This is a genomic window from Streptomyces sp. NPDC002868 (assembly GCF_055563295.1).
Window position 1 is genome coordinate 251,385 of the sequence record NZ_JBVHDR010000010.1, and the last position, 20,305, is coordinate 271,689.

The following is a 20,305-nucleotide window of genomic DNA, read 5'->3' on the forward strand; positions in this document are numbered from 1 at the left end:
AGCTGCTGGAGGGCGCTCCAGCACATGGTGAGCTGCGGGAGGGCCGCCGGGAGAGCTCCGTACGGGATTGCGTACGGGATTCAGAGGCTGATGTGGTACGCCTTGCGCAGCGTCTCGTGCACCGTCCAGGTCGTACGGTCGCCCTCTCGCAGCACGCACGCCGTCCCGGGCCCGACGTCGAGGGTGTCACCGCCCTCGACGTCGATCGTCGCGCGTCCGCTGACCACGACGAACAGCTCGTTGGCCTCGGTGTCGGTGACCACGCCAGGAGTGATCTGCCAGATCCCGCGCAGCTGCTTGCCGTCGGCGGACTCCCACAGCACCTTCCCGGTCACGACGGGTTCGCCGGAGATGATCTGGGCCGGGTCGAGGGGCTCCGGCTCCAGTTCGGCGTCGGGAATGTGCACGGCGAAGGACGCGGGAGCCGGATCCGGAGCGGCGGCGTGATCAAGGTTCGTCATGGCGGGTCACCTTAGCCGGGAGCCTGCGCACATCGCCCTCCGGGCCGGGCGCCGTTTCAGTCATGTGCGCCTTGCCCTTTCGTCGGCTGCTGGACACCGGTGCGTTGCACACAGCGGGCAGTGTCCTTACGTGCCCGGCGCCTCGCCGTCGCGCGGCCTGTGAATGTGGAAGGACGGCTGGCTGTGGCTTTGTCCGGGACGCCGGTCTTGCGGAGGGTGCCGCTGCGTCAGATCGCGTGCCTGATCCCGCTGGTGCTGATCACCCTCTGGGTGGTGACGCACTGGTCGGTGATCGCCGAGGGGGCGGGGAGGCTGCGCGGTGCGGATCCCGTCTGGCTGCTGATCGCGGTGGCGGTGACGGGATTGTGCTGGGTGGCGGCTTCCTGCGTACGGCAGGGAGCGATCCTCGAGCGGCTGCCCGCCGGGCGGCTGCTTGCCTCGCAGTTCGCCGCGGGCGCCGCCAACCATGTGCTGCCCGCCGGCCTCGGCGCGCATGCGGTGACGCTGCGTTTCCTGCGTAACTGCGGCATTCCACTGTCCCGGGGTACGGCCTCGCTCGCCCTGTACTCCCTGGTCGAGCCGATCGCCCGCTTCGTTCTGCTGTTCGCCCTGCTGGCTGCCGTCCCCGGAGCCCTCCCACTGGACGAAATTACCCCGGACGGACGCACCCTGCTGGTCCTGCTCCTGGTGGTGGCCGCGGCCCTCGCCGTGCTGGCACTGGCTCTGTTCGCCATACGCCCGCTGCGCCGCACCGTCCGCGGCTTCCTGCACACAGCACTGACCGACGCGCGCGCCCTGCACACCCGGCCCTCCCGGGTGCTGGCACTGTGGGGCGGTGCGCTGGCGTTTCCCGCCCTGCAGGGCTGTGTTCTGGCGTCGGTGGCGGTGGCTCTCGAGGTGCCGCTGCCCTGGCTCCATGTCGCCATCGCGTACCTGGCGGCGAGCATCGCGGCAGGGATGGTGCCCACCCCGGGAGGTATCGGCTCCGTCGACGCGGCCCTGGTCCTGACGCTCGTCGCGTCAGGCGTGCCGCTCACCGTGGCCACGGCCACGGTACTCGGCTTCCGGATCATCACGGTGTGGCTGCCGCTGCTTCCCGGGGCTCTGGTGCTGGGGGCGCTGGTTCGGTGGAAGGTGCTCTGAATCGGGCGCGCTCCCCGAGCGGATGCACGCGGCTGCCCTGATGCTGAAGGAATGCGGCATCGAGTGAGCGGTGAGATATCTGTGGGCAGCCGCCGGCCGGGAACGGCCGGGGTGCACATGGACGGGAGCACAGCGGCCTCAGTCGTGTACGAGACGCTTGCCGCGATCTTCACCCCTGCGCTGCCTGGCACCGGCGCCATCATGTCCCCTCCGGACGGGCGCCCGGTGGTGTCGACCAGGTCCTTCGACGTGCGGACCAGCCGCCCGCTGAGCACTCCCGTCCCTCTGCTCGAAGTCGTCCGCGCGCGCGTCTACGGCCACCCGGACGACATCCAGCGCCTCATCCGCGGCCTTCAGATGTACTTCGACGTGGCTGACGAGGGTCACCGCGACGTCGGCTCCGGCGAGGAAGAGCACGAGCTGCGGATTGGCCCGAACGGCTGACGGCTGCGGCGTGCCCACGTGCATAGGGAAGAACCGGGCGGACCGACCGAAGGGGGTCCGCCGGCTCCGTTCAGTGAGAAGATTCCATCCTGATTTCGCAGGGTCACGGGGCTGGCGTGGGGCGGGAGTGACGTACTCGTGCCGGCCGTGGGCATGATCGGCGGCAGGTGATCGTCTGTCACCTCTGGACCTCGATGTTCGTCAGGACGAGCAGGGCCCGCGGGAGAGTGGTCGCGTGGCGGGCGTTCATGCGGACCTTGGTCAGGACGCGCCAGGACTTCAGGTTCGCGAAGCCGTGTTCGTTCGCGGCGCGTTCACGACTGATCAGACGGTTCACCTCTTTCTCGGCGTCGGTCAGTTGGTGGGTGCGGGTGGCTTTGCGGCCGGTGATGACCACCGGGTTGTCGTCGGGGTCGTCGTCCAGGCCGACGAAACCGAGGTCGGCCACGGCGCCGAGCCCGGCCTCAGGGCGAGGAACAGCAGGCCATGGGCCTTGTGTTTCCCGCAGAAGTTCTTGCGGTTGTCCACCCCGGTGCGGCGGCTGGTGCGGATGAGGGTGCCGTCAAGCAGGACGAGGACCCCGCCCTTCCGGGGGTCTTCTTCAACGCGCGGTCCAGGCGCGGGGCGCGGGCGGAGAGCAGGTTGATCACTTCGAGCGCCCAGCGGCGCACGGTGGAGGCGGAGACGTCGTTGCCGCCGGCCATGTCCGCCAGCCGCTTGATGTTTCCGGCAGGGTGAGGTTCACCCTGCCGGAAACATTGCCCGCAGCGCCGGCGGCGAGTACGAGGCTGAAGCCGCCGTCGCCGTCCGCACCTTCGCCTGCGACCAGCCGGCGAAGTCCTCGTCACTCCACGGCCCGTCCAGCCGGTCCCGTACCCATGTCGCCGTCGTGCCACCGGGATTGCCCGCCCGCGCCACCCGCGCGGTCCGGGGCGGAATCCGCGCACCAGAGTGGGGATGGAGGGGCACCGGCTCACCTCAGGGGCGACGGTCGTCCCTCGAAACCGGCATGAGTATGCCCAGCGATCATGCAGTTCCGTCCGGGAATCTCAAGGTCCCCGACAGGATCCGTCTCTGACGGCTCATCAGTTTCTTCTATTGCCTGCAACCCTCTTTCACTGCCATGTGAACTGTGAAATTGTACGGTCACACTTTTCGCGAGCATGACAGCTCCGGGAGTGCTCAACTTCCGTTGCCATCACGGTCCGCACCCCCCACCGCCGTGCCCCACGCACGGCTGCCGACCGGCCTGGAGGCCATCGCTATGCGCAGACCCCCCACCCTCACGAAACTCGCCCAACTGCTGATACCTACCGTGGCCGCCGCCGGCCTGGGGCTCACCATGCTCGCCCCCAATGGCGCGGCGGCCCCGGCCGGCTCCGGGGCACCCAAGCCCGCACCGAGGTCGGCCCCCGCCCCACAGCCCGCCTCCGCCACCGTGCTTGCCGCCGATCTCGCACCCGGACACGCCGCCGACCCCGCGCGATCGGCCACGAAGACCTCGAACCCCGCGCAACGCCCTCCGCTCCCCGCGGCCCAGAACGCCGCAGAGCGCAAGCAGGCCCGCTCTGCGGCGAAGGCCGCGGCGGACTGCAACGTCAGCGACTTCACCTCGAAGACCGGCGCTGCCCTGGTCGAGCAGATCAAGCAGTCCGAAACCACCTGCATCAACACGCTGTTCAGCGTGACCGGTGAGGACTCCAAGGCCCTCTTCCGCGAGGAACAGATGGTCACGGTGGCGAACGCACTCAAGGATGTCGCGACCAACTACCCGGGGGACAACAGCACTTTCGCCACCCAGGTGGTGCTGTACCTGCGCGCCGGCTACTACATCCAGTACAACCAGCCGGAGAACGTCGGCGAATACGGCCCGACGCTGAAGAGCGCCATTCAGGGCGCCCTGGATGCCTTCTTCGGCTCGTCCCACGCCTTCGACGTCACCGAGGCCAACGGAGAAACCCTGGCCGAGACGGTCACCCTGATCGACAGCTCCGGAGAGAACGCCCGCCACCTCGACGTGGTCAAGCGTCTGCAGAAGGACTACAACTCGTCGTACGACCAGTTCTACGGGATGCTCGCGGCGGTCAACAACACCTACACCGTGCTCTTCCGCGGCCACCAGCTGCCGGAGTTCGTGGAAGCCGTGAAGGCGGACCCGAGCGTCCTCACCGGACTGCGTGACTTCGCCGTCGCCCACGACGATCTGCTCGGCACCGACAAGTCCTACCTGGCCAGCAACGCCGGACGCGAACTCGGCCGCTTCCTGCGGCACGCCGACCTCAAGGACACCGTCAAGCCGTTGGTCAAGGAGCTGCTCGGCCGCAGCGAGATCACTGGACGCACCGCCCCGCTCTGGGTCGGCCTTGCCGAGATGACGGACGAGTACGACAAGGAGAACTGCGCCGAGTACGACACCTGTGACCTGCAGAACCGGGTGCGCGACGCCGTGCTGACGGTCAAGCACGCATGCGGTCCGAGCGTGAAGATCCTCGCACAGGAGCTGACGGCGTCCGAACTGTCGGCCACGTGCGACAGCGTCCTCAAGCAGGACCCGGTCTTCCACAACATCGTCAAGGACAACGGTCCGGTCAAGGACGACAACAACACCAGCATCGAGATCGTCGCCTTCAACTCCAGTACCGACTACAAGACCTACGCCGGTGTCGTCTTCGGCATCGACACCAACAACGGCGGCATGTACCTGGAGGGCGACCCGGCCGCTGAGGGCAACCAGCCGCGCTTCATCGCCTACGAGCAGCCGGCCCAGGACGACGCCTTCCAGATCTGGAACCTCAACCACGAGTACACCCACTACCTCGACGGCCGCTACGACATGTACGGCGACTTCGCAGCCGGGCAGACCACCCCGACCGTGATGTGGATCGAGGGTTTCGCCGAGTACGTCTCCTACTCGTACCGCGGCATCACCTACGACAGGGCGATCGAGGAGGCGGGCAAGAACACCTACAAGCTCAGCCGGCTCTTCGGGACCACCTACGACAACGCCGACACCACCCGTATCTACCAGTGGGGCTATCTGGGCGTCCGTTACATGCTCCAGTCGCACCCCGAGGACGTGGCCACCCTGCTCGGCCACTACCGCGCAGGCGAGTACGACGCGGCCCACAGCCTGCTCCGCGACACCATCGGCACCAAGTACGACGCCGACTTCGCCGACTGGCTGAGCAAGTGCGCCGGCGGCGACTGCGGCCAACTGCCGGCCCGGAGCGGCCGGTGACCGGGGCCTCGGTCACCGGCAAGAACTGAGCCGGGAGAGCCTGGTGTCCCGCGCATCGTTCGTGCGCGGGACACCAGGCTTCTCAACTGTCCCGGTTCATCTGTCAATCCCCTGAAAACGTGGAGGCTCCTCCGGGACCTGGGCCAGGGCCACCTCCTTCTGGGAAGCCGGCGGCTGGGCCGTGGGGAGCAGGGCGCAGACCGGCTCGGTGACGAGCGGGGCGAGGACCACGCCGCCCTGCGGCTGGAGCTCCTGATCGGGGTTGTCGCCGAGGACGGCGGCTTCCAAGCGGCCCGCCGCCCGGTCGTCCGGCGGCGGCTCCCTGTGTCCGGTTCTGCGCGTCAGGGGGTCGATGCCGGGCCGACGGGTCGCGACTGGAGGCGGGCGGCTCGATCGCGGATCTGGGGGAGGAGCGTGTAGAGCGCGGCGCCGGGGCACCGCGTCCAATACCCGTCGCGGTGCCCGGAGATCGTATGGAACACGACCCGGCTTCCCTTCGGATACTTGCTGGCGTCGTTGGTGGAGACCAGGACCGTGCTGCCGCGTGGATCGACCCCGTACAGGCCGAGCTTCCACGCGGAGAGTCGGGCGATAGCCTCCAGCATGGGCGTCGGCACGGTCGAGCCTTCGCCGAAACTGCCTATCGCCGCAATGCCTACGGTGCCGACGTTGAAGCCCATGGTGTGCGCGCCGACGACAGGGTTGGCGATGCCCCCGGCACGTCCCTCGTAGATGGTGCCGGTCTGGTCGACGAAGAAGTTGTAGCCCACATCGTCCCAGTCCCGGTTCTCGGTGTGATCGCCGGAGAGATAGCGGATCAGATCGGGGACCTCTCGTTGGGTGTAGTCGTTACCGCTATTGGTGTGATGGATGAAGACCGCCTTGACCGCGCTCGCGGTGAGATCCGGCTTCCTGCGACGCATCGGGGCGGCCTGCCAGACCGTGCGCGGTACGACGGCCGGCCGAGCCGCGGCCCACGGGGCGGCGGGCTCGGCCCGCAGGTGGGTGGGGCGGGCCTGGCGGGCCGTGGTGGCCCGCCTGCCCGCGTCACCCGCGGCCAGCGCGGCACCGATCAGGCCTGCCGTGGCCGCCCTGCCCATGCCGCTCAGCAGCATGCGCCGGTCGATGGTCATGACCATGAGCGTAAGGCGGCACCCCTGGGTGCGCCTGCGCTGCTCGCGGACGGTCGCGCGTTCTACCAGCGGGACTTTCCGGGTGCGCCGCTCCTGAGCGGCGGCACCGAGCGCTCGATATGGCCGAGTTCCGCGGTGAGGCCGCTCAGCCACTGTTCGAGGTCGATCAGCATGGGCAGCGGTGGGCTGCCCGGTACCTCGGCGGGCGTGTGGGGCGCCGGTGGGGGAGCAGGTTTTGGCGGCGGTCTGTTGCCCGCGCAGAGGGCGGCGAGCCGAGCCGTGGTCAGAGCGAGCCGGTCCGCGGTCGTACGGGCCCAGGCGGCGGCGTCAGGGGTGACGGCGGCCGGGGGCAGATCGAACCGGGGGAGCCAGCGGGAGCCGACCAGGATGTGGTTCGCGGTGATGAGCACGGCATGCCAGTCGGCATGCGCGGCCGAGTGCTCGCCCGGTTCGCTCCGGTACTGCGCGTACGCGGTCTCCGCGAGGCGCAGTCTGTGCAGGGTGGGGTACGTGGACGGCAGGGGCGCGGCTCCCGGCGGGTTGGCCAGCAGCGCGCCGACGGTGCCGGTGATCAGAGGCCCGTAGGAGTCCAGCAGGCCGGCCACAGTTCTTCGCACCTCCCGCCGGGCACCGGCCGGCCAGGCGAGCAGCCCGCACAGCAGACCGATCGCGCTGCCCGTGACCACATCCACGATTCTGGCCTCGGCGAGCTGCCAGGAGGTGGGGGCGAGTTGGGCGAACGCGGCGGACACCACCAGGGTGAACAGCCCCTGCGCCCAGGCGATCCCGAGAAGCGGCCCGAGCGCGAAAGCCGCCAGCATGCCGGGGGCGAGCAAGGCCGCGTAGGCGTCGGTGTGCTGCCCCAGCACGAGCAGCAGCGTGCCCGCCGCCACCGCGCCCGCGAGCGTGCCGACCAGCGCCGAACGCACTGCCGCCCAGGTTTCCCCCGCGGTGGTGCGGCCCAGCGTCAGTACGGCGAGGAGAACCCAGAAGCCGTGGGACAGGTCCAGGGAACCGGCCACCAGCCGGGCAGCGCCCAGGCCCAGCGCGGTCCGGGCGGCGTTTTGGAACTGGACCGAGTGCAGCGTCATATTGCCGACGAGGCGCCGCCACCACAGGCGGGCGGTGCCGGTGTCGGCGTACCAGAAGAGCTCCCGCGGAGGGAGCGGCCGGGTGCGCCGGCCGTCGAGCCCGACGCCTACGGCGGTCTCCAGCATCCTGGCCGACTCGGCCATGCCCAGGACCGAGGCCTGGCGGCGTAGCTCCGCAACAGGCGGCACGGCTTCCGGTGGGCCGGTCGCCTGCCGGATGCGCAGTGCCTGGAAGTCCCGTATCGCCTGTTCCATGGACCCAGGCAGAGCGTTTGGCCGTCCCGTGCGCAGGGCTGCCGCAGTGGCGGCGCAGAGCGCCGCGATACGGCTGAGGAGATCGGCCGAAGCGGCGGCCGCGTCCGCGCGTCGGCGGGGCGTGGCGGTCGGCGGGTTGTCACTCAGCCGTGCCAACTGGTCCAGAAGTGTGCGGGCCGCGACTCCGGCCTGCGCCATGGCACGGTCCATGCGCCCGGCCCCGGCGGGCCGCTCGGCGGGCGGCAGACGGGAGAAGCGCAGCTGGTGCCCGATGGCGCGCAGCCGGTCGGCCGAGCTGTCGACCGGGCTGCCCGGCGAGCTGTCTCGAGGGCCGGCGTCCGGCGCCGCGGTGCCCGCTGAAGACGCCGCGGCCCAGGTGGCGGCCCGGCCCGCGGCCTCGATGGCATCCGCCAGGCTCTCCCTGTAGGAGACGGTCGGTGGGGCAGGCAGCAGGAACACTTCGCAGGCCGCGAGCAGCAGCACGCCCAGGGTGAGGCCTGCCAGCCGCGCCCCCAGGGTGTCCGGGGCGTAGGGCGGGAAGCAGGCCAGGATGTAGAAGAGTTGCAGGCCGGGTGCCGCCCCGGCCGGGCGGGGACCTGCCACCGCCGCAAAGGCGAGCGCGAATCCGACGACCAGCATCCCGAGAACCGCCGCCCAGGTCCGTACGGCCAGCGCCGTCCCCAGAGCGACCAGCACCAGGCCGACCGGCAGCGCCCGCAGCATGACGGCGGCCCGCTGCCGCCCGGACCCGGGAATCGGCGACAGCATTCCGAGCGCCACCGGTCCGAACAGGGCGTAGAGCGCCATATGGGGCTGGTGCAGTCCGTACACGAGCGGATAGAACCCGGCGGACGCGGCGACGGTGACCCGGACCGCCCGGTGCACGATCTCCGTACGCCCCGGCTTTCGCGTGTCGGGCAAGGGCACATTCCTCTCAGCCGTTGCCCGCCGTGGCGGAGCTGTCGGGCGTGCGTCCTCGTCCATTGTCGGCGCGCGACCGACGGCCCGCAGCCCGGACCGTGGCCCTCCGCGCCGGGCGGTCCGGATCGCGGGGTACGGCGGGCCGGGGCCACCAAGGCAGGGGAGTGCAACGGCCCGGCCCCGGCGGCACAGGGTGCCGGACCTGTGCGGACGTGGGAGGTCGCATGTCTTCCGAGCGCGCTGCCCCGGTCATCTGGGACACGATGGAGCGGTACTTCGCTCTGCTGCAGGCTCATGTGTCCGCGGAGCGGATGCGGGACGAAATCCTCACCGACGACTTCCGCACGGGCTTCGTGGACGGTCTGATCTGGCAGGGCGAGCAGGGGCTACGGGACTTCCTCGGCGCCCGCGCCGATTTCTTCGACGAAACCCACACCGTGGAGCAGATGTCCACGCCGGTACGGCTGCCCGACGGCCGCTGGCTCGCCCACACCCGGCTGGAGTTCTTCCTGCGCCATCGCCTCGACAGATCGCCGATGAGTGACACCTTCACCGGCAAGGCGTTCCATGTCTGGGAGTTCGCTCCGGCACCCCGGCCGGGCGACGCGTCGGGTGACGGGCGACCAGGTGATGGGCGATCAGGTGATGAGCCGGAGGGCCACTGGAGGGTGGCGGCCCAACTGGTCGAGGGATTCGCCGCCCTCGACGAGAACGCCCGGCGGTTGTTCTCCCGGCCCGCGTCCGGCCTGAATCCCGGCGACCGCTGAGCTCTGGAGGCCGTCCACGGTGCGTACCCTGCTGCCGGTCCTCTTCGCGCTCTGCGCGGCGCTCAGCAACAGCATCGCCACCGTGCTGCAACGCAAGGCCGCCATGAGCGTGCCGCGTTCCGACGGCCTGCGCGCGGGCCTGATGCTCGATCTGCTGCGGCGCCCCGTCTGGCTTGCCGGAATCCTCGCCGTCATCGCCGCGGCCGTCTGCCAGGCGCTGGCTCTGGCGACCGGACCACTGACGGTCGTACAGCCCCTGTTCGTCCTCGAACTGCCCCTCACGCTGATCGTCGCTTCACTCCTGCTGCGCCGACGGCTCCCGCGCGTCGGCTGGGCGGCGGTGGCCTTCGTCGTGGTGGGACTTGGTGTCGCTCTCGCCGCCGCGTCACCCACGGGTAACCGCACGCATGTGCCGCTGGACCGCTGGGGCCCTGCTCTCGCGGTCTGCGTGTGCGCGGTCGTCGTGCTCGCCGTCACGGCGCTGCGGCGCACCGAGGGCCGGGCCCGCGCGGCCTGTCTGGGCACGGCCACCGCCATCAGCTACGCGCTGACCGCGGCACTGATGAAGGCGTCGATGCACATCCTGGACGATCAGGGGATCGCCGGCTTCTTCGCCGCCTGGCAGACCTACGCCTTCGCGCTGGCCGGCGTGGCCGCACTCTTCCTGCTGGAGAACGCGATGCAGGCCGGCCCGCTGGTCGCCTCCCAGCCCGCCATCACTCTGGGCGACGCGCTGGTGAGTCTGGCCCTCGGCGTCACCCTCTACGAGGAGCACGTCCGCTCCGGCTGGTGGCTCTTGCCGCAACTGCTCGGCCTCGCATTGATCGCCTTGGGCGCCGTCGCACTCTCCCGGATCCCGCTGACACAGTCCGTGGTTGCGCCCGACGAGACACGGAAGAGTACGGAAGCGCCCTAGGCGAGCAGGTGTGAACCCGGACCGCGCATCAAGCCGCCCGGCTGTCCTGCCCTCTGTCCTCGGGCAGTACGGTCCGAAGCCGGGCGACCAGACCGAAGAAGGAGGCCTCGTTCCCGGCCAGACCGATGGCGCGCAATGCCTCGTCGGCCTCGGCGATCGGGACAGTCAGCAGCGGAAGGGCGAGCGGGGCCCGTCGCGGGTCGCCGAGGACAGCACGGGTGGTCTCCAGCAGCCGTACGTACGCCTGTGCCGCGGCGAGCTCAGGATCGGTCATCTCGGTTGCCTCCTTTGGAAGGTGTCGGACCGTCAAGCATCTCGCGCGGCACTGACAACGGCGGTCGCCCGCCCGCCGGCGGCCGCTGTCGCGTCCGCAGGGGAGCCACGACCCTCAGGCCGAACAGGGCTTAGTAGTAGCCCTTTTCACCGTCCAGAAGCTCCCGGATGGTATCCACGTGGCCCGCGTGGCGGGCGGTCTCCTCGACCATGTGGATCAACATCCACCGCAGGGTCGCGGCAGCAGAATCGAAGTCGGGGTGCCGGCCCACCTCATCCAGGGAATGGGCCGCAATGATCTCGTTCGACATCGCGCATTGCCGGTTGTACTCATCGAGGAGCTGCGCGAGGGGGATGCCTTCGACCATCATGTCGGCGTCCTCGGGCCCGTCCTCGAATTGGGGCCCCTTGGCGGGCCGGCCCAGGAAGAGGACCTCGAACCAGGTGTTCTCCACCCATCGCATGTGGGAGATGACACCGGCCATCGTCATCCGGGGCGAGGTCGGGAGGACGGATCGGTGGGCATCCGCGTCGGACAGCCCTTCGCACTTCCATTGGATGATCGCGCGCTGCATGTCGAGCCAGCCGACCAGCTGGGTGCGTTCGTCGGCGACGTAAGGAGGGCGAATGCGGGGAGGCGTCATGGGCGCCGACGCTACTTCAGCGGTCGTCATGTCGCACGAGGATTTCTCACGCCAGTGATCGCGGCTGTCGTGCCGTCAGATGCCGTACGTGTCGGCGGGTTGGAAGCACGGCCCTGCTCAGGGCCCGCCTGTTCCAGGGTGTGTCCTACTCGGTGTCAGGCCCCTGTGCTCGCACCTCCTGGACATGCTGGAGGGAGTCACGCAGGTCGCTCAGCCAGGTGTCCGCATTGCGCTGCACCAAGCGGACGCACCACGCCAGTGCTTCGCTGCGGCTTCGGGCGACGCCGCCGGCGATCAGGGTGTCGAGCACCTGGCGCTCGGGCTGGCGCAGGCGCGTCATCACCGGTGCGGAGACGGTGGTGTACATGGCCCGCCTGTCACCGCATTCCACACCCCACGAGACCTTGCGCCTGAACCGCCGCTCGGCCTCACGCGCCACCTCGATGCGCTCTTCGCGCGTACGTTCCCGGAACTCCGATATACGTCCCTCCAGGGACGCGTCGCGTTCCGCCTCGGTCGCCTCGGTGCCGAGGTCGGGCTCCGGGATCCGGCCGACGACGGTGATCTCCTCACGGTCCACGGTCACGTCCAGGAGCTCACTGAAGAGTCCTTCAGGCATCCGCCCGGCGAACCAGCCGCGCAGTACCTGTTCCTGCTCGGTTGTAATCATGTAATTCAGATTAGGCAGCTGCGGCGACGGACGGAAGAGTGTCCGCCCACGGCGTAGCGAGGCACGGAATCTCTGACTAGAGTCAGAGATATGAGCGAAGCAGCGACCCAGCAGGTTCGGTCCTTCAACCGCACCGTGACCCAGCGGATCGGTGCGCTCTACGACAAGTACCTCGCCCGGGACCGACCGCTCGGTGCGTCCCGCGTGCTGTGGGAGATCGGCAACGACGGCGCCGAGCTCAGGTCTCTGCGTTTCCGTCTGGGGCTGGACTCCGGTTACCTGAGCCGTCTGCTCCGGTCCCTGGAAAGGGACGGCCTGGTGGCGACGGAGTCGGACCCGTCGGACAGGAGGGTCAGGATGATCCGCCTCACCGAGCGCGGCAGGGCCGAGCACGCGGTGCTGAACGAGCGCAGCGACGATCTGGCCCGATCGCTGCTGGCCCCGCTGAGCACCACGCAGCGTGCCCGGCTGGTGCAGGCGATGGGGGTCGTGGAGCGGCTGCTGACCGCGAGCCTGGTCGAGATCGTCGTCGAAGACCCGGCCACTGAGGCAGCCCAGATCTGCCTCCGGTCGTACTTCGCAGAACTCGACACCCGCTTTGCCGCCGGTTTCGATCCGAGCCTGAGCACTCCGGTTCAGACCGCAGAACTCACCGAACCCGCGGGACTGCTTCTGGTCGCCCGCCTGCGGGACGAGCCCATCGGCTGTGGGGCCCTCAAGCTCCATGGCGCAAGGCCCGCCGAGATCAAACGTATGTGGGTCTCGGCGTCGGCCCGAGGTCTCGGCGTCGGTCGACGGCTCCTCGAAGAGCTGGAACAGCACGCCCGCCGACGGGGCGCGCACCTTGTGCGGCTCGAGACGAACAAGACGCTGGGCGAGGCCATCCACCTCTACCGTTCCGCCGGCTACGTGGAGGTCGCCCCCTTCAACGACGAGCCGTATGCCCACCACTGGTTCGAGAAACGACTCGACGACGTCAACTCGGGGTTGTGAGCAGCCGCTCCCCGGAGTCAGCCCGCGCCGGGGCCGGTCCAGTCGGCCGCCACGTGGGCGATGCGTACGCGCTGCGGATGGTCGCCCACCGCCACGGACGCGACCTTCTTGCCGGTGGCGAAGTCGATCGCGGTGACGCGGTCCGCGCCGCTCTCCGAGATGACGCAGGATGTGCCGTCGCCGCTCACGGTCGCCCAGTACGGCTTCGACGCCGTCACCAGCGGCCCCGCCTGGAGCGTTGCCCGGTCGACGATCGTCGCGTAGTCGTCCATCGTCCCGGCGATGCACAGCTTGTCGCCCGCCGGGTTCATCGACATGCCATGGTGACGGGAGTCGTTGACCCAGGTGGTGCGGTCCTCGCTGGTCGCGGGGTTCTTCGGCAGCGTCTTCACCCGGGTGATCCGGTCGGACGCGACGTCGTACTCGACGAAGCCGTTGAAGAAGGAGACCTGGAAGTACAGCTTCGACTCGTCCGGTGTGAAGGCGACGGGCCGGATCGCGTCGGACAGGTCCTTGCGGCCGAAGGCGTCGAGGCGCCCGCGCATGTCGATGACCTTGACCTCTTTGAAGGTCGTGGCGTCGACGACTGTGATGCGGCGGTCGCCCTTCGTCCAGTCCATCGCGGGGTCGTCCAGCGCGGTGTTGACCTCGCCGATCGACATGTTCCAGAGGTACTTGCCGCCGCTGGTGAAAACGTTCTCGTGCGGTTTGTCCCCGGTCTTGAAGGACCCAGCCTGCCTGCCGGTCCGGATGTCGAGCACATGCACGGTGTTGGACGTCGAGGCCGAGACGGCCACGCGTGTGCCGTCGGGGGAGACCGCCATATGGTCGGAGCGGTAACCCGACACGGGGAAGCGCCAGTTGATCCGGCCCGTGGCGAGGTCGATCGACACGACGTCGGCGAAGCTCGGGCGGGAGACGACCATGGCCGAGCCGTCGGGCGTGGAGTACATGTCGTCGACGAACTGGTCGTGTCCCTCGCCGGGGCCGTTGCGGATACCGAGGAAGTAAATGAGCTTGACCGGGTTCAGGTAGATCTCCGCGAGCCGTTGGTCCTTGTCCGGAATGACGTTGATGCGGCCGATCTTGGAGAAGTCGCCTTGGGACGCGATGACGTCGGCGGTGCCGTCCCAGTTGTTGCCCACGAACATCACCTCCTTGAGGCCCAGGGCGCCGTCACGTGGGGCTGCCGCCGTCGCGGAACCCGCGCCCGCCATGGTGAACGCTGCGGCGAGAGCGCTGAGTACGCGCAGGGACGCGCGGCGCTGGGGAACACGCACGGACACGATCCGCCGTGAACGCCGGCTTGTGGGCAAGGACATCGTCGTCCCTTCCGTGGGGGAGTCGGGTGCGGCTTGTGCGAAGAGCGGTGCCAGCGGCCCAATCTGAAAACGCGTGCGTTCAGATTGGGGCTACTGGAAAGTAGCCAGAGGCGGGACACTCCACAAGACTCACGACACGAGAAAATGCCAGGACCGACGAGGGAGGGAGGGCCAGTGGCGGGCAGGATCAGACAACCCACCGGCCGCTACGCGGGCAGATCCGCCGAGGAGCGGCAGGCCGACCGGCGTCAGCGGTTCCTCGACGCCGGGCTCCAGCTCTTCGGCGACAGCCCCGGTTACCGTGCCACGACCGTGGCGGCGTTGAGCGAGGCCGCGGGACTGTCGACCCGTCAGTTCTACGAGGAGTTCCGCACCCTCGAAGACGTACTGGCCGCGCTGCACCTGCAGGTCAACGACTGGGCAGAGGAAGCCGCCCTGACCGCGCTCGCAGGCGCCGACGGTCTGCCGATCGCGGAACGCGCCACGGCGACCTTCCGTGCCTACGCCGCCAATGTCACCGGCGACCCGCGTCGTATCCGCATCACGTTCGTCGAGATCATCGGTGTCAGTCCGCGCCTGGAGGAGCAGCGCCTGGCCCGGCGCTCCCGCTGGGTGGACCTCATCCGCGCCGAGGCGGCAGCGGCGGTCGAGCGAGGTGAGGCGGCGCCTCGTGACTATCGCGTCGCCGCGGCGGCGTTCATCGGAAGCGTGAACGGTCTCCTGCACGACTGGAAGGCCGGCTGGGTGGACGCGACGCTCGATCAGGTCGTCGACGAACTCGTGCAGTTGCTGCTGGGCATCCTGCGCCCGGTCGACCGGCGGCCGCCGAGCCCGTAGCCCGCCCGGCCCGTAGCCGCCCCTGCGCGCAGATCGCCCTCAGCGCAACGGGGAGGCCTGCCCGGCGACTCGCCGGCCCGCGCGATGGCGGAAGACATGGCGGTACGTCTGCGGGGACACCGTCGTGATCCGCCGGAAGTGGTGCCGCAGATTGGCGGCCGTGCCGAAGCCCGTACGCCCTGCGACGAGCTCCACCGGCTCGTCGGTGGTCTCCAGCAATTCCTGTGCCAGCCGCACTCGTTGCTCGAGGAGCCATTGCAGCGGAGTGGTCCCCAGGGTGTCGCGGAACCGGCGGGCGAAGGTGCGCTCGCTCAACCGCGCCACGCGGGCCAGTTGCGGGACGGTGAGCGCCTCGTGGAGGTGCTCACGGGCCCACCGCAGCACCGGCTCGAGACCGGCGTCGTCCTCCGGCCGCACCAGGGGCGTGACGTACTGGGTCTGGCCGCCCTCACGGTGCGGCGGCACGACCATACGGCGGGCCACCTCGTTGGCGACCGCGGAGCCGTGGTCCCGGCGTACGAGGTGCAGGCACAGGTCGATGGCGGCCCCGCTGCCGGCCGACGTCAGGATGTTGCCGTCCTCGGTGTAGAGCGCGGACGGGGTGAAGCCGACGTCCGGGAACCGGTGCGCGAAATCGCCGATGTTCATCCAGTGCGTCGTCGCCGGCCGGCCCGTCAGCAGCCCGGCGTGGGCGAGGACGTACGCGCCGCTGCACAGTGAAACGATCCGGCGGCCCATCTCGTGCGCCTTGCGCACCGCGTCGACAAGGGGCTGCGGCGGGGCGAGCTGCACGGGGCGGGCGCACGCGGCCACGATGACCGTGTCCGCCTCGATCAGGTCGTCCATGCCGTACGGGGCGTCGACCGTCATCCCGGTCGCGCTGCGCACAGGGCCGGGCTCCGTGGCGCACATCCGCAGCTCGTACCAGGGCGCCACGATGTCGCTGCGGTCGAGGCCGAAGACCTCGCACGGGATGGCCAATTCGAAGGCGGGGCTCCCGTCCGTGACGGCGACAGCCACGATGTGTCGGCTCATGGCAGAAATTTATCGCATCATGGCAATTCTGCCGATGGTCCACAGCAGGCCAGGTCAGCCAGGGTGCACCTATGAGCCATACGAACATCCGGCCCGCACGCGGCCGGCTCAGCGCACCCCAGGGCGCGGCACTCTATATCGGCGCCGTGCTGGGGACCGGCGTGATCACCTTCCCCGCGCTGGCGGCCGAGGCAGCAGGTCCCGCATCGCTGCTGGCATGGCTCGGACTGGTCATCCTGTCCGTGCCGCTCGCCGCGACCTTTGCCGCGCTCGGCGCCCGCTATCCGGACGCCGGCGGGGTGTCGACCTATGCGCGGCTGGCGTTCGGTGAGCGGACCGCGGCGGTGGTCGGCTGGTGCTTCTACTGTGCGGTGCCGCCGGGCGCGAGCGCCGCGGCACTGTTCGGCGGCGCGTATGTCTCTTCGGCCCTCGGCGGCGGCAGGACGACCACCGCCGTGACTGCCATGGCACTGATGGCGGTCGTCACCGCCTCCAACGCCGTGGGCCTGCGGATGACCGGGCGGGTGCAGCTCGCGCTCGCGGCGCTGCTCGTCCTGTTGCTGCTCGTAGCGGTCGGGCTTTCCCTGCCGCACGCACGGATGGACAACCTCCAGCCGTTCGCGCCGCACGGCTGGACTGCGATCGGATCGGCGTCGGTGCTGCTGGTGTGGAGCTTCGCCGGGTGGGAGGCCATCACGCACCTGGCGGCGGAGTTCCGGCGCCCGACCCGGGACCTGCCGCGGGCCGCGGGAGCGGCGGTCGTCGTCGTGGGCGTCCTGTACCTCGCGGTGGCGTTCGCCGTGGTCACCGTGCTCGGCTCCGCCGCCGCGGACACGGACGCACCGCTGGCCGACCTCATGGCCAAGGGGCTCGGCGGCAATGCCCGGCTGCTGGCCGCCGCGGCCGCGGTGCTGCTGACACTGGGCACCATGAACGCGTACTACGCCGGCGCGGCGAAGCTCGGTGCCGCCCTCGGCCGTGACGGTGCGCTGCCGGGCTGGCTGACCCACGGCAGCATGGTCGGCGAGGCGCCCCGGCACAGCCTGGGCGTCGTCTCCGGACTGGCGTTCGTGGTGCTGCTGACCGTGGTCACGACGGATGCCGGAGTGGAGCCGCTGGTGCTGCTGGCCAATGGCTCGTTCGTGGCGGTGTACGCGATCGGGGTCGCCGCGGCCGTCCGCCTGCTGCCGCGCCGCAGCAAGGGGCGCGCCGCGGCCCTGGCGGCACTTGTCGCGGTCGTGGCCCTGCTCGTGATGAGCGGCAGATACCTGGTCTGGCCCTTGGTGGTGACAGGAGCGGCGCTGGTCTACCTGCGGATCAGCAGACGCCGCGGGACGGCGGAGCCGACGCGTCCCGCGGGCACGGCCGCCGACGCGGGCGAACGGACCCTCTCACCATGACGGCCGCTTGCGCGGGGCGCGCGCCTCGGCAGCGGTGGCGATGACGCGAGCCACGTCCGCCCCGGCCTTGAGAGCACGCGGGTCGGTCGTGGCCCGGCAGCGGCCGAGCGCCGGGTCGTACTCGGTCGCGATGACTCCGGCGTGATCCGTGTCCAGCTCCGCCAACTGCACCGGCCAGTGCCGTGCTTGCAGCGCGGTGTGGAGCGCGCGGGAGCGGTGGCTGCTGACCATCGAATCGGCCGACCCGTGAACGAGCCGGACAGGCACCGGCGAAGCGGAGGTCCCGGCAAGATCGTGCAGGGGTACGGATGCGGTGCTGCGGGCGGGCCGGTCGTAGTCACCGGCGATCCCGACCACCGCGGCAGGGCGCCAGCCGTCGGTCAGGTCGGGGCGCAGTGCGACGGCAATCGCGGAGCCCGCTCCGGCCGACCAGCCCGCAAGGACGATGTGCTCCGGATCCGCCCCGTGGACCGAGGCGTTGTCCCGTACGTAGCGAAGCGACGCGATGAGGTGGGACCGGCCCCCGTCGGCAGCGTCCGAGCGCCAGTCCGGAACGAAGACCGTCCTGCCGTACGAGGCCGTCTCCTGGGCCAAGGTGGCCAGGATGTCTCGCTCGTCGGGCCCGACACCGTGCCAGAGCAGTACGCAGGGCGCGGCCGCCTGGTGCCGAGCAGGTCGGTACACATCGAGGAGCCGGCTCGCCGCCCCGTCGGCGAGGACATACGGCACGGTGTGCGCTTCGGTCGTCTGCATCGCTACCCCCAGGGACTCCCCAGGGAGCGTAACGAAGGGCAGCACGCGGGTGGGTGGGCAGACCACCGCTTCACGTCAAGACCTCACGCTGCGCCGCAGAGGCGGTCCGTTTGGCCGGCGAATTGCTGGCAACTCGCTTTGAGAAATGCCCCATCGTGAACCGGGAAGGCAGTCATGTCCACAGTCCTGATCATCGTCGCTCTGGTCGCGGTGCTCGTGATCGTCGCCGCCACGTTGCTCTACCTCGGACCGGGTAGGGGAGGTGGCCGACGGGGGCTCAAGCGGCGGTTCGGGCCCGAGTACGACCGGGTCATCACCGGCCACGACGGCGACACCAAGGCCGCGGAACGCGAACTGAACGAGCGAGTCAAGCGTCACGGCGCTCTGAAGGAGCGCCCGCTGACGAACGAGACGCGTGAGCTGTACGTCGCCCAATGGACCGTTCTCCAGGAGCGCTTCGTCGACTCCCCGGACGGGGCGGTCGCCGCGGCGGACCAACTGCTGGCCCGGCTCGCGGGGGAGCGGGGCTTCCCCGAGGCCGCGCGGTACGAGGAGCAGCTTGCCGCCCTGTCCGTGCACCACGCGGAACTGGTCGGCGGCTACCGCCGGGTCCACCGCGCGGCGCACGGGCAGGCCAGCACGGAGGAGCTGCGCGAGGCGATGGTCGACGGTCGCGCGCTGTTCGAGGCCCTGGTCACACCCCGTCCCGAGGACACCCGTGGGCACCGTGCCGGTGCGGCGGGGCTCGGTCGGCGCGGGCATCTGCTGAAGCCGAAGGGGAGTGGCGCCTGATGGCGTACGAAACGGAGCGGACGGAGTCGCCCGGGCGCCCCGAGCCCTCGCGGCCGCAGGACCCGCACCCGGCGGTGCGGCTCATCCCGCCGGACGAGCGCGACAAGCTGGCCCTGCGCCTGCAGCAGTCCCTCACCGGCTTTGTCGACGGACCGCGGCACGCGGTCGAGGAGGCGGCGGCGTTACTGGACGAAACCGCCAAGCGCATCACGGCCGCCCTCACCGAACGGCGTCACTCCCTCCGCGCCGGCTGGCAGAGCGCGAGCGAGGGCCGCTCGGCGGAGGCGGACACGGAGGAGCTGCGGGTCGCCCTGCGCGCGTACCGCGAGGTGACGGAACGGCTGCTGCGGTTGTAGACCGTGGACTGCCGGCGGTTCAGTGAGAGCAGGATTCCCCCGCCACCTTGCCGGGATTGCTGTGGGCGCTGCCCCAAGCGGCCGCGTTCGCCTCGAACTTCTGGTGCAGTGGACCGTCCTTCACGACCTCCACGAGCCCGCCGCCCTGGTCGGCCCGGACCGGGTAGTCGGCATGGCGGTACTCGTCGGTGTACGCGTTTGGGGGGCGCGGCCCGCTTCCCCACGCCTCGGGAGGGTGCCGTGGCGGTCGTCGCAGAGCCTTGGCGCCTGTACGCCGGCTCGGCAGCACTGGTCGAGCCGGCGTCACTCGGATGGTCGGCCGTTTTCACTCGCATGCCACCCGGGTCGCGCCATCTCGGCCGCGCTCGGAAACGCTGAGGTCCAGCCGCCTCTCCTCCAGAAATGGGAACAGCATGGCCATGTCGTCCGTCCCTGGCCCGTGGATACGTTCGTCTCACGGGTATGCGATCGCAGTGGTGCTCACCGCGACGGCGTTCGCCGCCGCAGGGCCCGCCACGGCCGACGCAACACCCACCAGCCATGGTGGCGGTGACGGCAGTGCCGGATCCAGGCCCACCGTGGTGCTGGTGCACGGCGGTGCGGTGATCAGCAGCGCCGCCGCCGGCAAGCCACAGTTGAAGTCGCTGGTCTACATATCCGCGTTCACACCGGACAAGGGCGAAGTCCTCGGGATCGCCGCCGGTGCCCAGTCGCACGCGAAGCCGACCCTGGCCGAGACGGGCTCCAGGGCCCGGGACCTCACAGCTGTCGGCGGTGTCGCAGTGGCCACGGTGCTCGCGGGCGCGGGCCTCGTCGGGGTTAACCGCAAGCGGCGGAATTCGAAGCGCTGATGACTGAGTC

General features: G+C 70.1%; 23 protein-coding genes. 11 read left to right on the top strand and 12 right to left on the bottom strand.

Going from position 1 to position 20,305, the window contains the following annotated elements; genetic code table 11:
• Positions 1-80 precede the first annotated feature (80 nt).
• The gene (locus ACZ3H8_RS28060; RefSeq protein WP_467406530.1) at positions 81-461 is read right to left on the bottom strand and encodes a cupin domain-containing protein; all 381 of its coding nucleotides are present in this window, start codon (positions 459-461) and stop codon (positions 81-83) included.
• 189 nt (positions 462-650) lie between these two features.
• Here ACZ3H8_RS28060 and ACZ3H8_RS28065 point away from each other — a divergent pair, with 189 nt between their 5' ends.
• Positions 651-1,604, top strand: a complete 954-nt coding sequence (locus tag ACZ3H8_RS28065; protein WP_467406746.1) for a lysylphosphatidylglycerol synthase transmembrane domain-containing protein — start codon at positions 651-653, stop codon at positions 1,602-1,604.
• 117 nt (positions 1,605-1,721) lie between these two features.
• Entirely contained in the window at positions 1,722-2,048 is a 327-nt protein-coding gene (locus tag ACZ3H8_RS28070; protein ID WP_467406531.1) for a hypothetical protein, read from the top strand.
• Positions 2,049-2,226: 178 nt separating this feature from the next.
• Here ACZ3H8_RS28070 and ACZ3H8_RS28075 read toward each other — a convergent pair whose 3' ends face one another.
• Both ACZ3H8_RS28075 and ACZ3H8_RS28080 read right to left on the bottom strand, forming a co-directional pair.
• Positions 2,227-2,496 carry a transposase family protein gene (locus ACZ3H8_RS28075; protein WP_467406532.1) on the bottom strand — a complete coding sequence of 90 codons (270 nt, stop codon included), beginning with the start codon at positions 2,494-2,496 and terminating at the stop codon, positions 2,227-2,229.
• A 293-nt stretch (positions 2,497-2,789) separates the two neighbouring features.
• On the bottom strand, positions 2,790-3,017 hold the full coding sequence (locus ACZ3H8_RS28080; RefSeq protein ID WP_467406535.1) for a hypothetical protein: 228 nt from the start codon (positions 3,015-3,017) through the stop codon (positions 2,790-2,792).
• Between the two features lie 295 nt (positions 3,018-3,312).
• On the opposite strand from ACZ3H8_RS28080, the gene ACZ3H8_RS28085 reads away from it, so the two are divergent.
• On the top strand, positions 3,313-5,286 hold the full coding sequence (locus ACZ3H8_RS28085) for a collagenase (RefSeq protein WP_467406536.1): 1,974 nt from the start codon (positions 3,313-3,315) through the stop codon (positions 5,284-5,286).
• A 96-nt stretch (positions 5,287-5,382) separates the two neighbouring features.
• Here ACZ3H8_RS28085 and ACZ3H8_RS28090 read toward each other — a convergent pair whose 3' ends face one another.
• From ACZ3H8_RS28090 to ACZ3H8_RS28100, 3 genes are all read right to left on the bottom strand, one after another.
• A complete protein-coding gene (locus ACZ3H8_RS28090) occupies positions 5,383-5,574 on the bottom strand; it encodes a hypothetical protein (protein WP_467406537.1) in 192 nt (63 codons plus the stop codon).
• 53 nt (positions 5,575-5,627) lie between these two features.
• The gene (locus ACZ3H8_RS28095; protein ID WP_398985136.1) at positions 5,628-6,419 is read right to left on the bottom strand and encodes a peptidoglycan recognition protein; all 792 of its coding nucleotides are present in this window, start codon (positions 6,417-6,419) and stop codon (positions 5,628-5,630) included.
• Between the two features lie 62 nt (positions 6,420-6,481).
• Positions 6,482-8,572, bottom strand: coding sequence for an FUSC family protein (locus ACZ3H8_RS28100; protein ID WP_467406749.1), 2,091 nt, complete (start codon positions 8,570-8,572; stop codon positions 6,482-6,484).
• A 338-nt stretch (positions 8,573-8,910) separates the two neighbouring features.
• Between ACZ3H8_RS28100 and ACZ3H8_RS28105 the strand changes: the two genes are divergently transcribed.
• Both ACZ3H8_RS28105 and ACZ3H8_RS28110 read left to right on the top strand, forming a co-directional pair.
• A complete protein-coding gene (locus tag ACZ3H8_RS28105) occupies positions 8,911-9,453 on the top strand; it encodes an RING finger protein (protein WP_467406540.1) in 543 nt (180 codons plus the stop codon).
• 19 nt (positions 9,454-9,472) lie between these two features.
• Entirely contained in the window at positions 9,473-10,369 is an 897-nt protein-coding gene (locus tag ACZ3H8_RS28110) for a DMT family transporter (protein ID WP_467406542.1), read from the top strand.
• Between the two features lie 28 nt (positions 10,370-10,397).
• Here the strand turns inward: ACZ3H8_RS28110 and ACZ3H8_RS28115 are convergent, their stop codons facing one another.
• The 3 genes from ACZ3H8_RS28115 to ACZ3H8_RS28125 form a co-directional block, all read right to left on the bottom strand.
• On the bottom strand, positions 10,398-10,643 hold the full coding sequence (locus ACZ3H8_RS28115) for a hypothetical protein (protein ID WP_467406544.1): 246 nt from the start codon (positions 10,641-10,643) through the stop codon (positions 10,398-10,400).
• 130 nt (positions 10,644-10,773) lie between these two features.
• A complete protein-coding gene (locus ACZ3H8_RS28120; protein WP_467406751.1) occupies positions 10,774-11,286 on the bottom strand; it encodes a DinB family protein in 513 nt (170 codons plus the stop codon).
• Between the two features lie 145 nt (positions 11,287-11,431).
• A complete protein-coding gene (locus tag ACZ3H8_RS28125) occupies positions 11,432-11,956 on the bottom strand; it encodes a hypothetical protein (RefSeq protein WP_467406546.1) in 525 nt (174 codons plus the stop codon).
• A gap of 90 nt (positions 11,957-12,046) precedes the next feature.
• Here ACZ3H8_RS28125 and ACZ3H8_RS28130 point away from each other — a divergent pair, with 90 nt between their 5' ends.
• On the top strand, positions 12,047-12,949 hold the full coding sequence (locus tag ACZ3H8_RS28130) for a bifunctional helix-turn-helix transcriptional regulator/GNAT family N-acetyltransferase (RefSeq protein WP_467406549.1): 903 nt from the start codon (positions 12,047-12,049) through the stop codon (positions 12,947-12,949).
• A gap of 17 nt (positions 12,950-12,966) precedes the next feature.
• Here ACZ3H8_RS28130 and ACZ3H8_RS28135 read toward each other — a convergent pair whose 3' ends face one another.
• On the bottom strand, positions 12,967-14,166 hold the full coding sequence (locus tag ACZ3H8_RS28135) for a YncE family protein (RefSeq protein ID WP_467406752.1): 1,200 nt from the start codon (positions 14,164-14,166) through the stop codon (positions 12,967-12,969).
• A 279-nt stretch (positions 14,167-14,445) separates the two neighbouring features.
• On the opposite strand from ACZ3H8_RS28135, the gene ACZ3H8_RS28140 reads away from it, so the two are divergent.
• The gene (locus tag ACZ3H8_RS28140; RefSeq protein ID WP_398985121.1) at positions 14,446-15,108 is read left to right on the top strand and encodes a TetR/AcrR family transcriptional regulator; all 663 of its coding nucleotides are present in this window, start codon (positions 14,446-14,448) and stop codon (positions 15,106-15,108) included.
• Positions 15,109-15,147: 39 nt separating this feature from the next.
• Here the strand turns inward: ACZ3H8_RS28140 and ACZ3H8_RS28145 are convergent, their stop codons facing one another.
• Positions 15,148-16,143 (bottom strand): GlxA family transcriptional regulator, encoded by a 996-nt coding sequence (locus tag ACZ3H8_RS28145; RefSeq protein WP_467406550.1) that lies wholly within the window; start codon positions 16,141-16,143, stop codon positions 15,148-15,150.
• 71 nt (positions 16,144-16,214) lie between these two features.
• On the opposite strand from ACZ3H8_RS28145, the gene ACZ3H8_RS28150 reads away from it, so the two are divergent.
• A complete protein-coding gene (locus ACZ3H8_RS28150; protein WP_467406553.1) occupies positions 16,215-17,543 on the top strand; it encodes an APC family permease in 1,329 nt (442 codons plus the stop codon).
• Here the strand turns inward: ACZ3H8_RS28150 and ACZ3H8_RS28155 are convergent.
• Positions 17,535-18,296 carry an alpha/beta hydrolase gene (locus tag ACZ3H8_RS28155; protein ID WP_467406556.1) on the bottom strand — a complete coding sequence of 254 codons (762 nt, stop codon included), beginning with the start codon at positions 18,294-18,296 and terminating at the stop codon, positions 17,535-17,537. The genes ACZ3H8_RS28150 and ACZ3H8_RS28155 overlap by 9 nt on opposite strands.
• Positions 18,297-18,470: 174 nt before the next feature.
• Between ACZ3H8_RS28155 and ACZ3H8_RS28160 the strand changes: the two genes are divergently transcribed.
• The 3 genes from ACZ3H8_RS28160 (at position 18,471) to ACZ3H8_RS28170 (ending at position 20,295) form a co-directional block, all read left to right on the top strand.
• Positions 18,471-19,088, top strand: coding sequence for a hypothetical protein (locus ACZ3H8_RS28160; protein WP_467406557.1), 618 nt, complete (start codon positions 18,471-18,473; stop codon positions 19,086-19,088).
• Positions 19,088-19,444, top strand: coding sequence for a hypothetical protein (locus ACZ3H8_RS28165; protein WP_467406560.1), 357 nt, complete (start codon positions 19,088-19,090; stop codon positions 19,442-19,444). Before ACZ3H8_RS28160 ends, ACZ3H8_RS28165 begins: the two co-directional genes overlap by 1 nt.
• Before the next feature lie 476 nt (positions 19,445-19,920).
• Entirely contained in the window at positions 19,921-20,295 is a 375-nt protein-coding gene (locus ACZ3H8_RS28170) for an LPXTG cell wall anchor domain-containing protein (RefSeq protein ID WP_467406562.1), read from the top strand.
• Positions 20,296-20,305 lie beyond the last annotated feature (10 nt).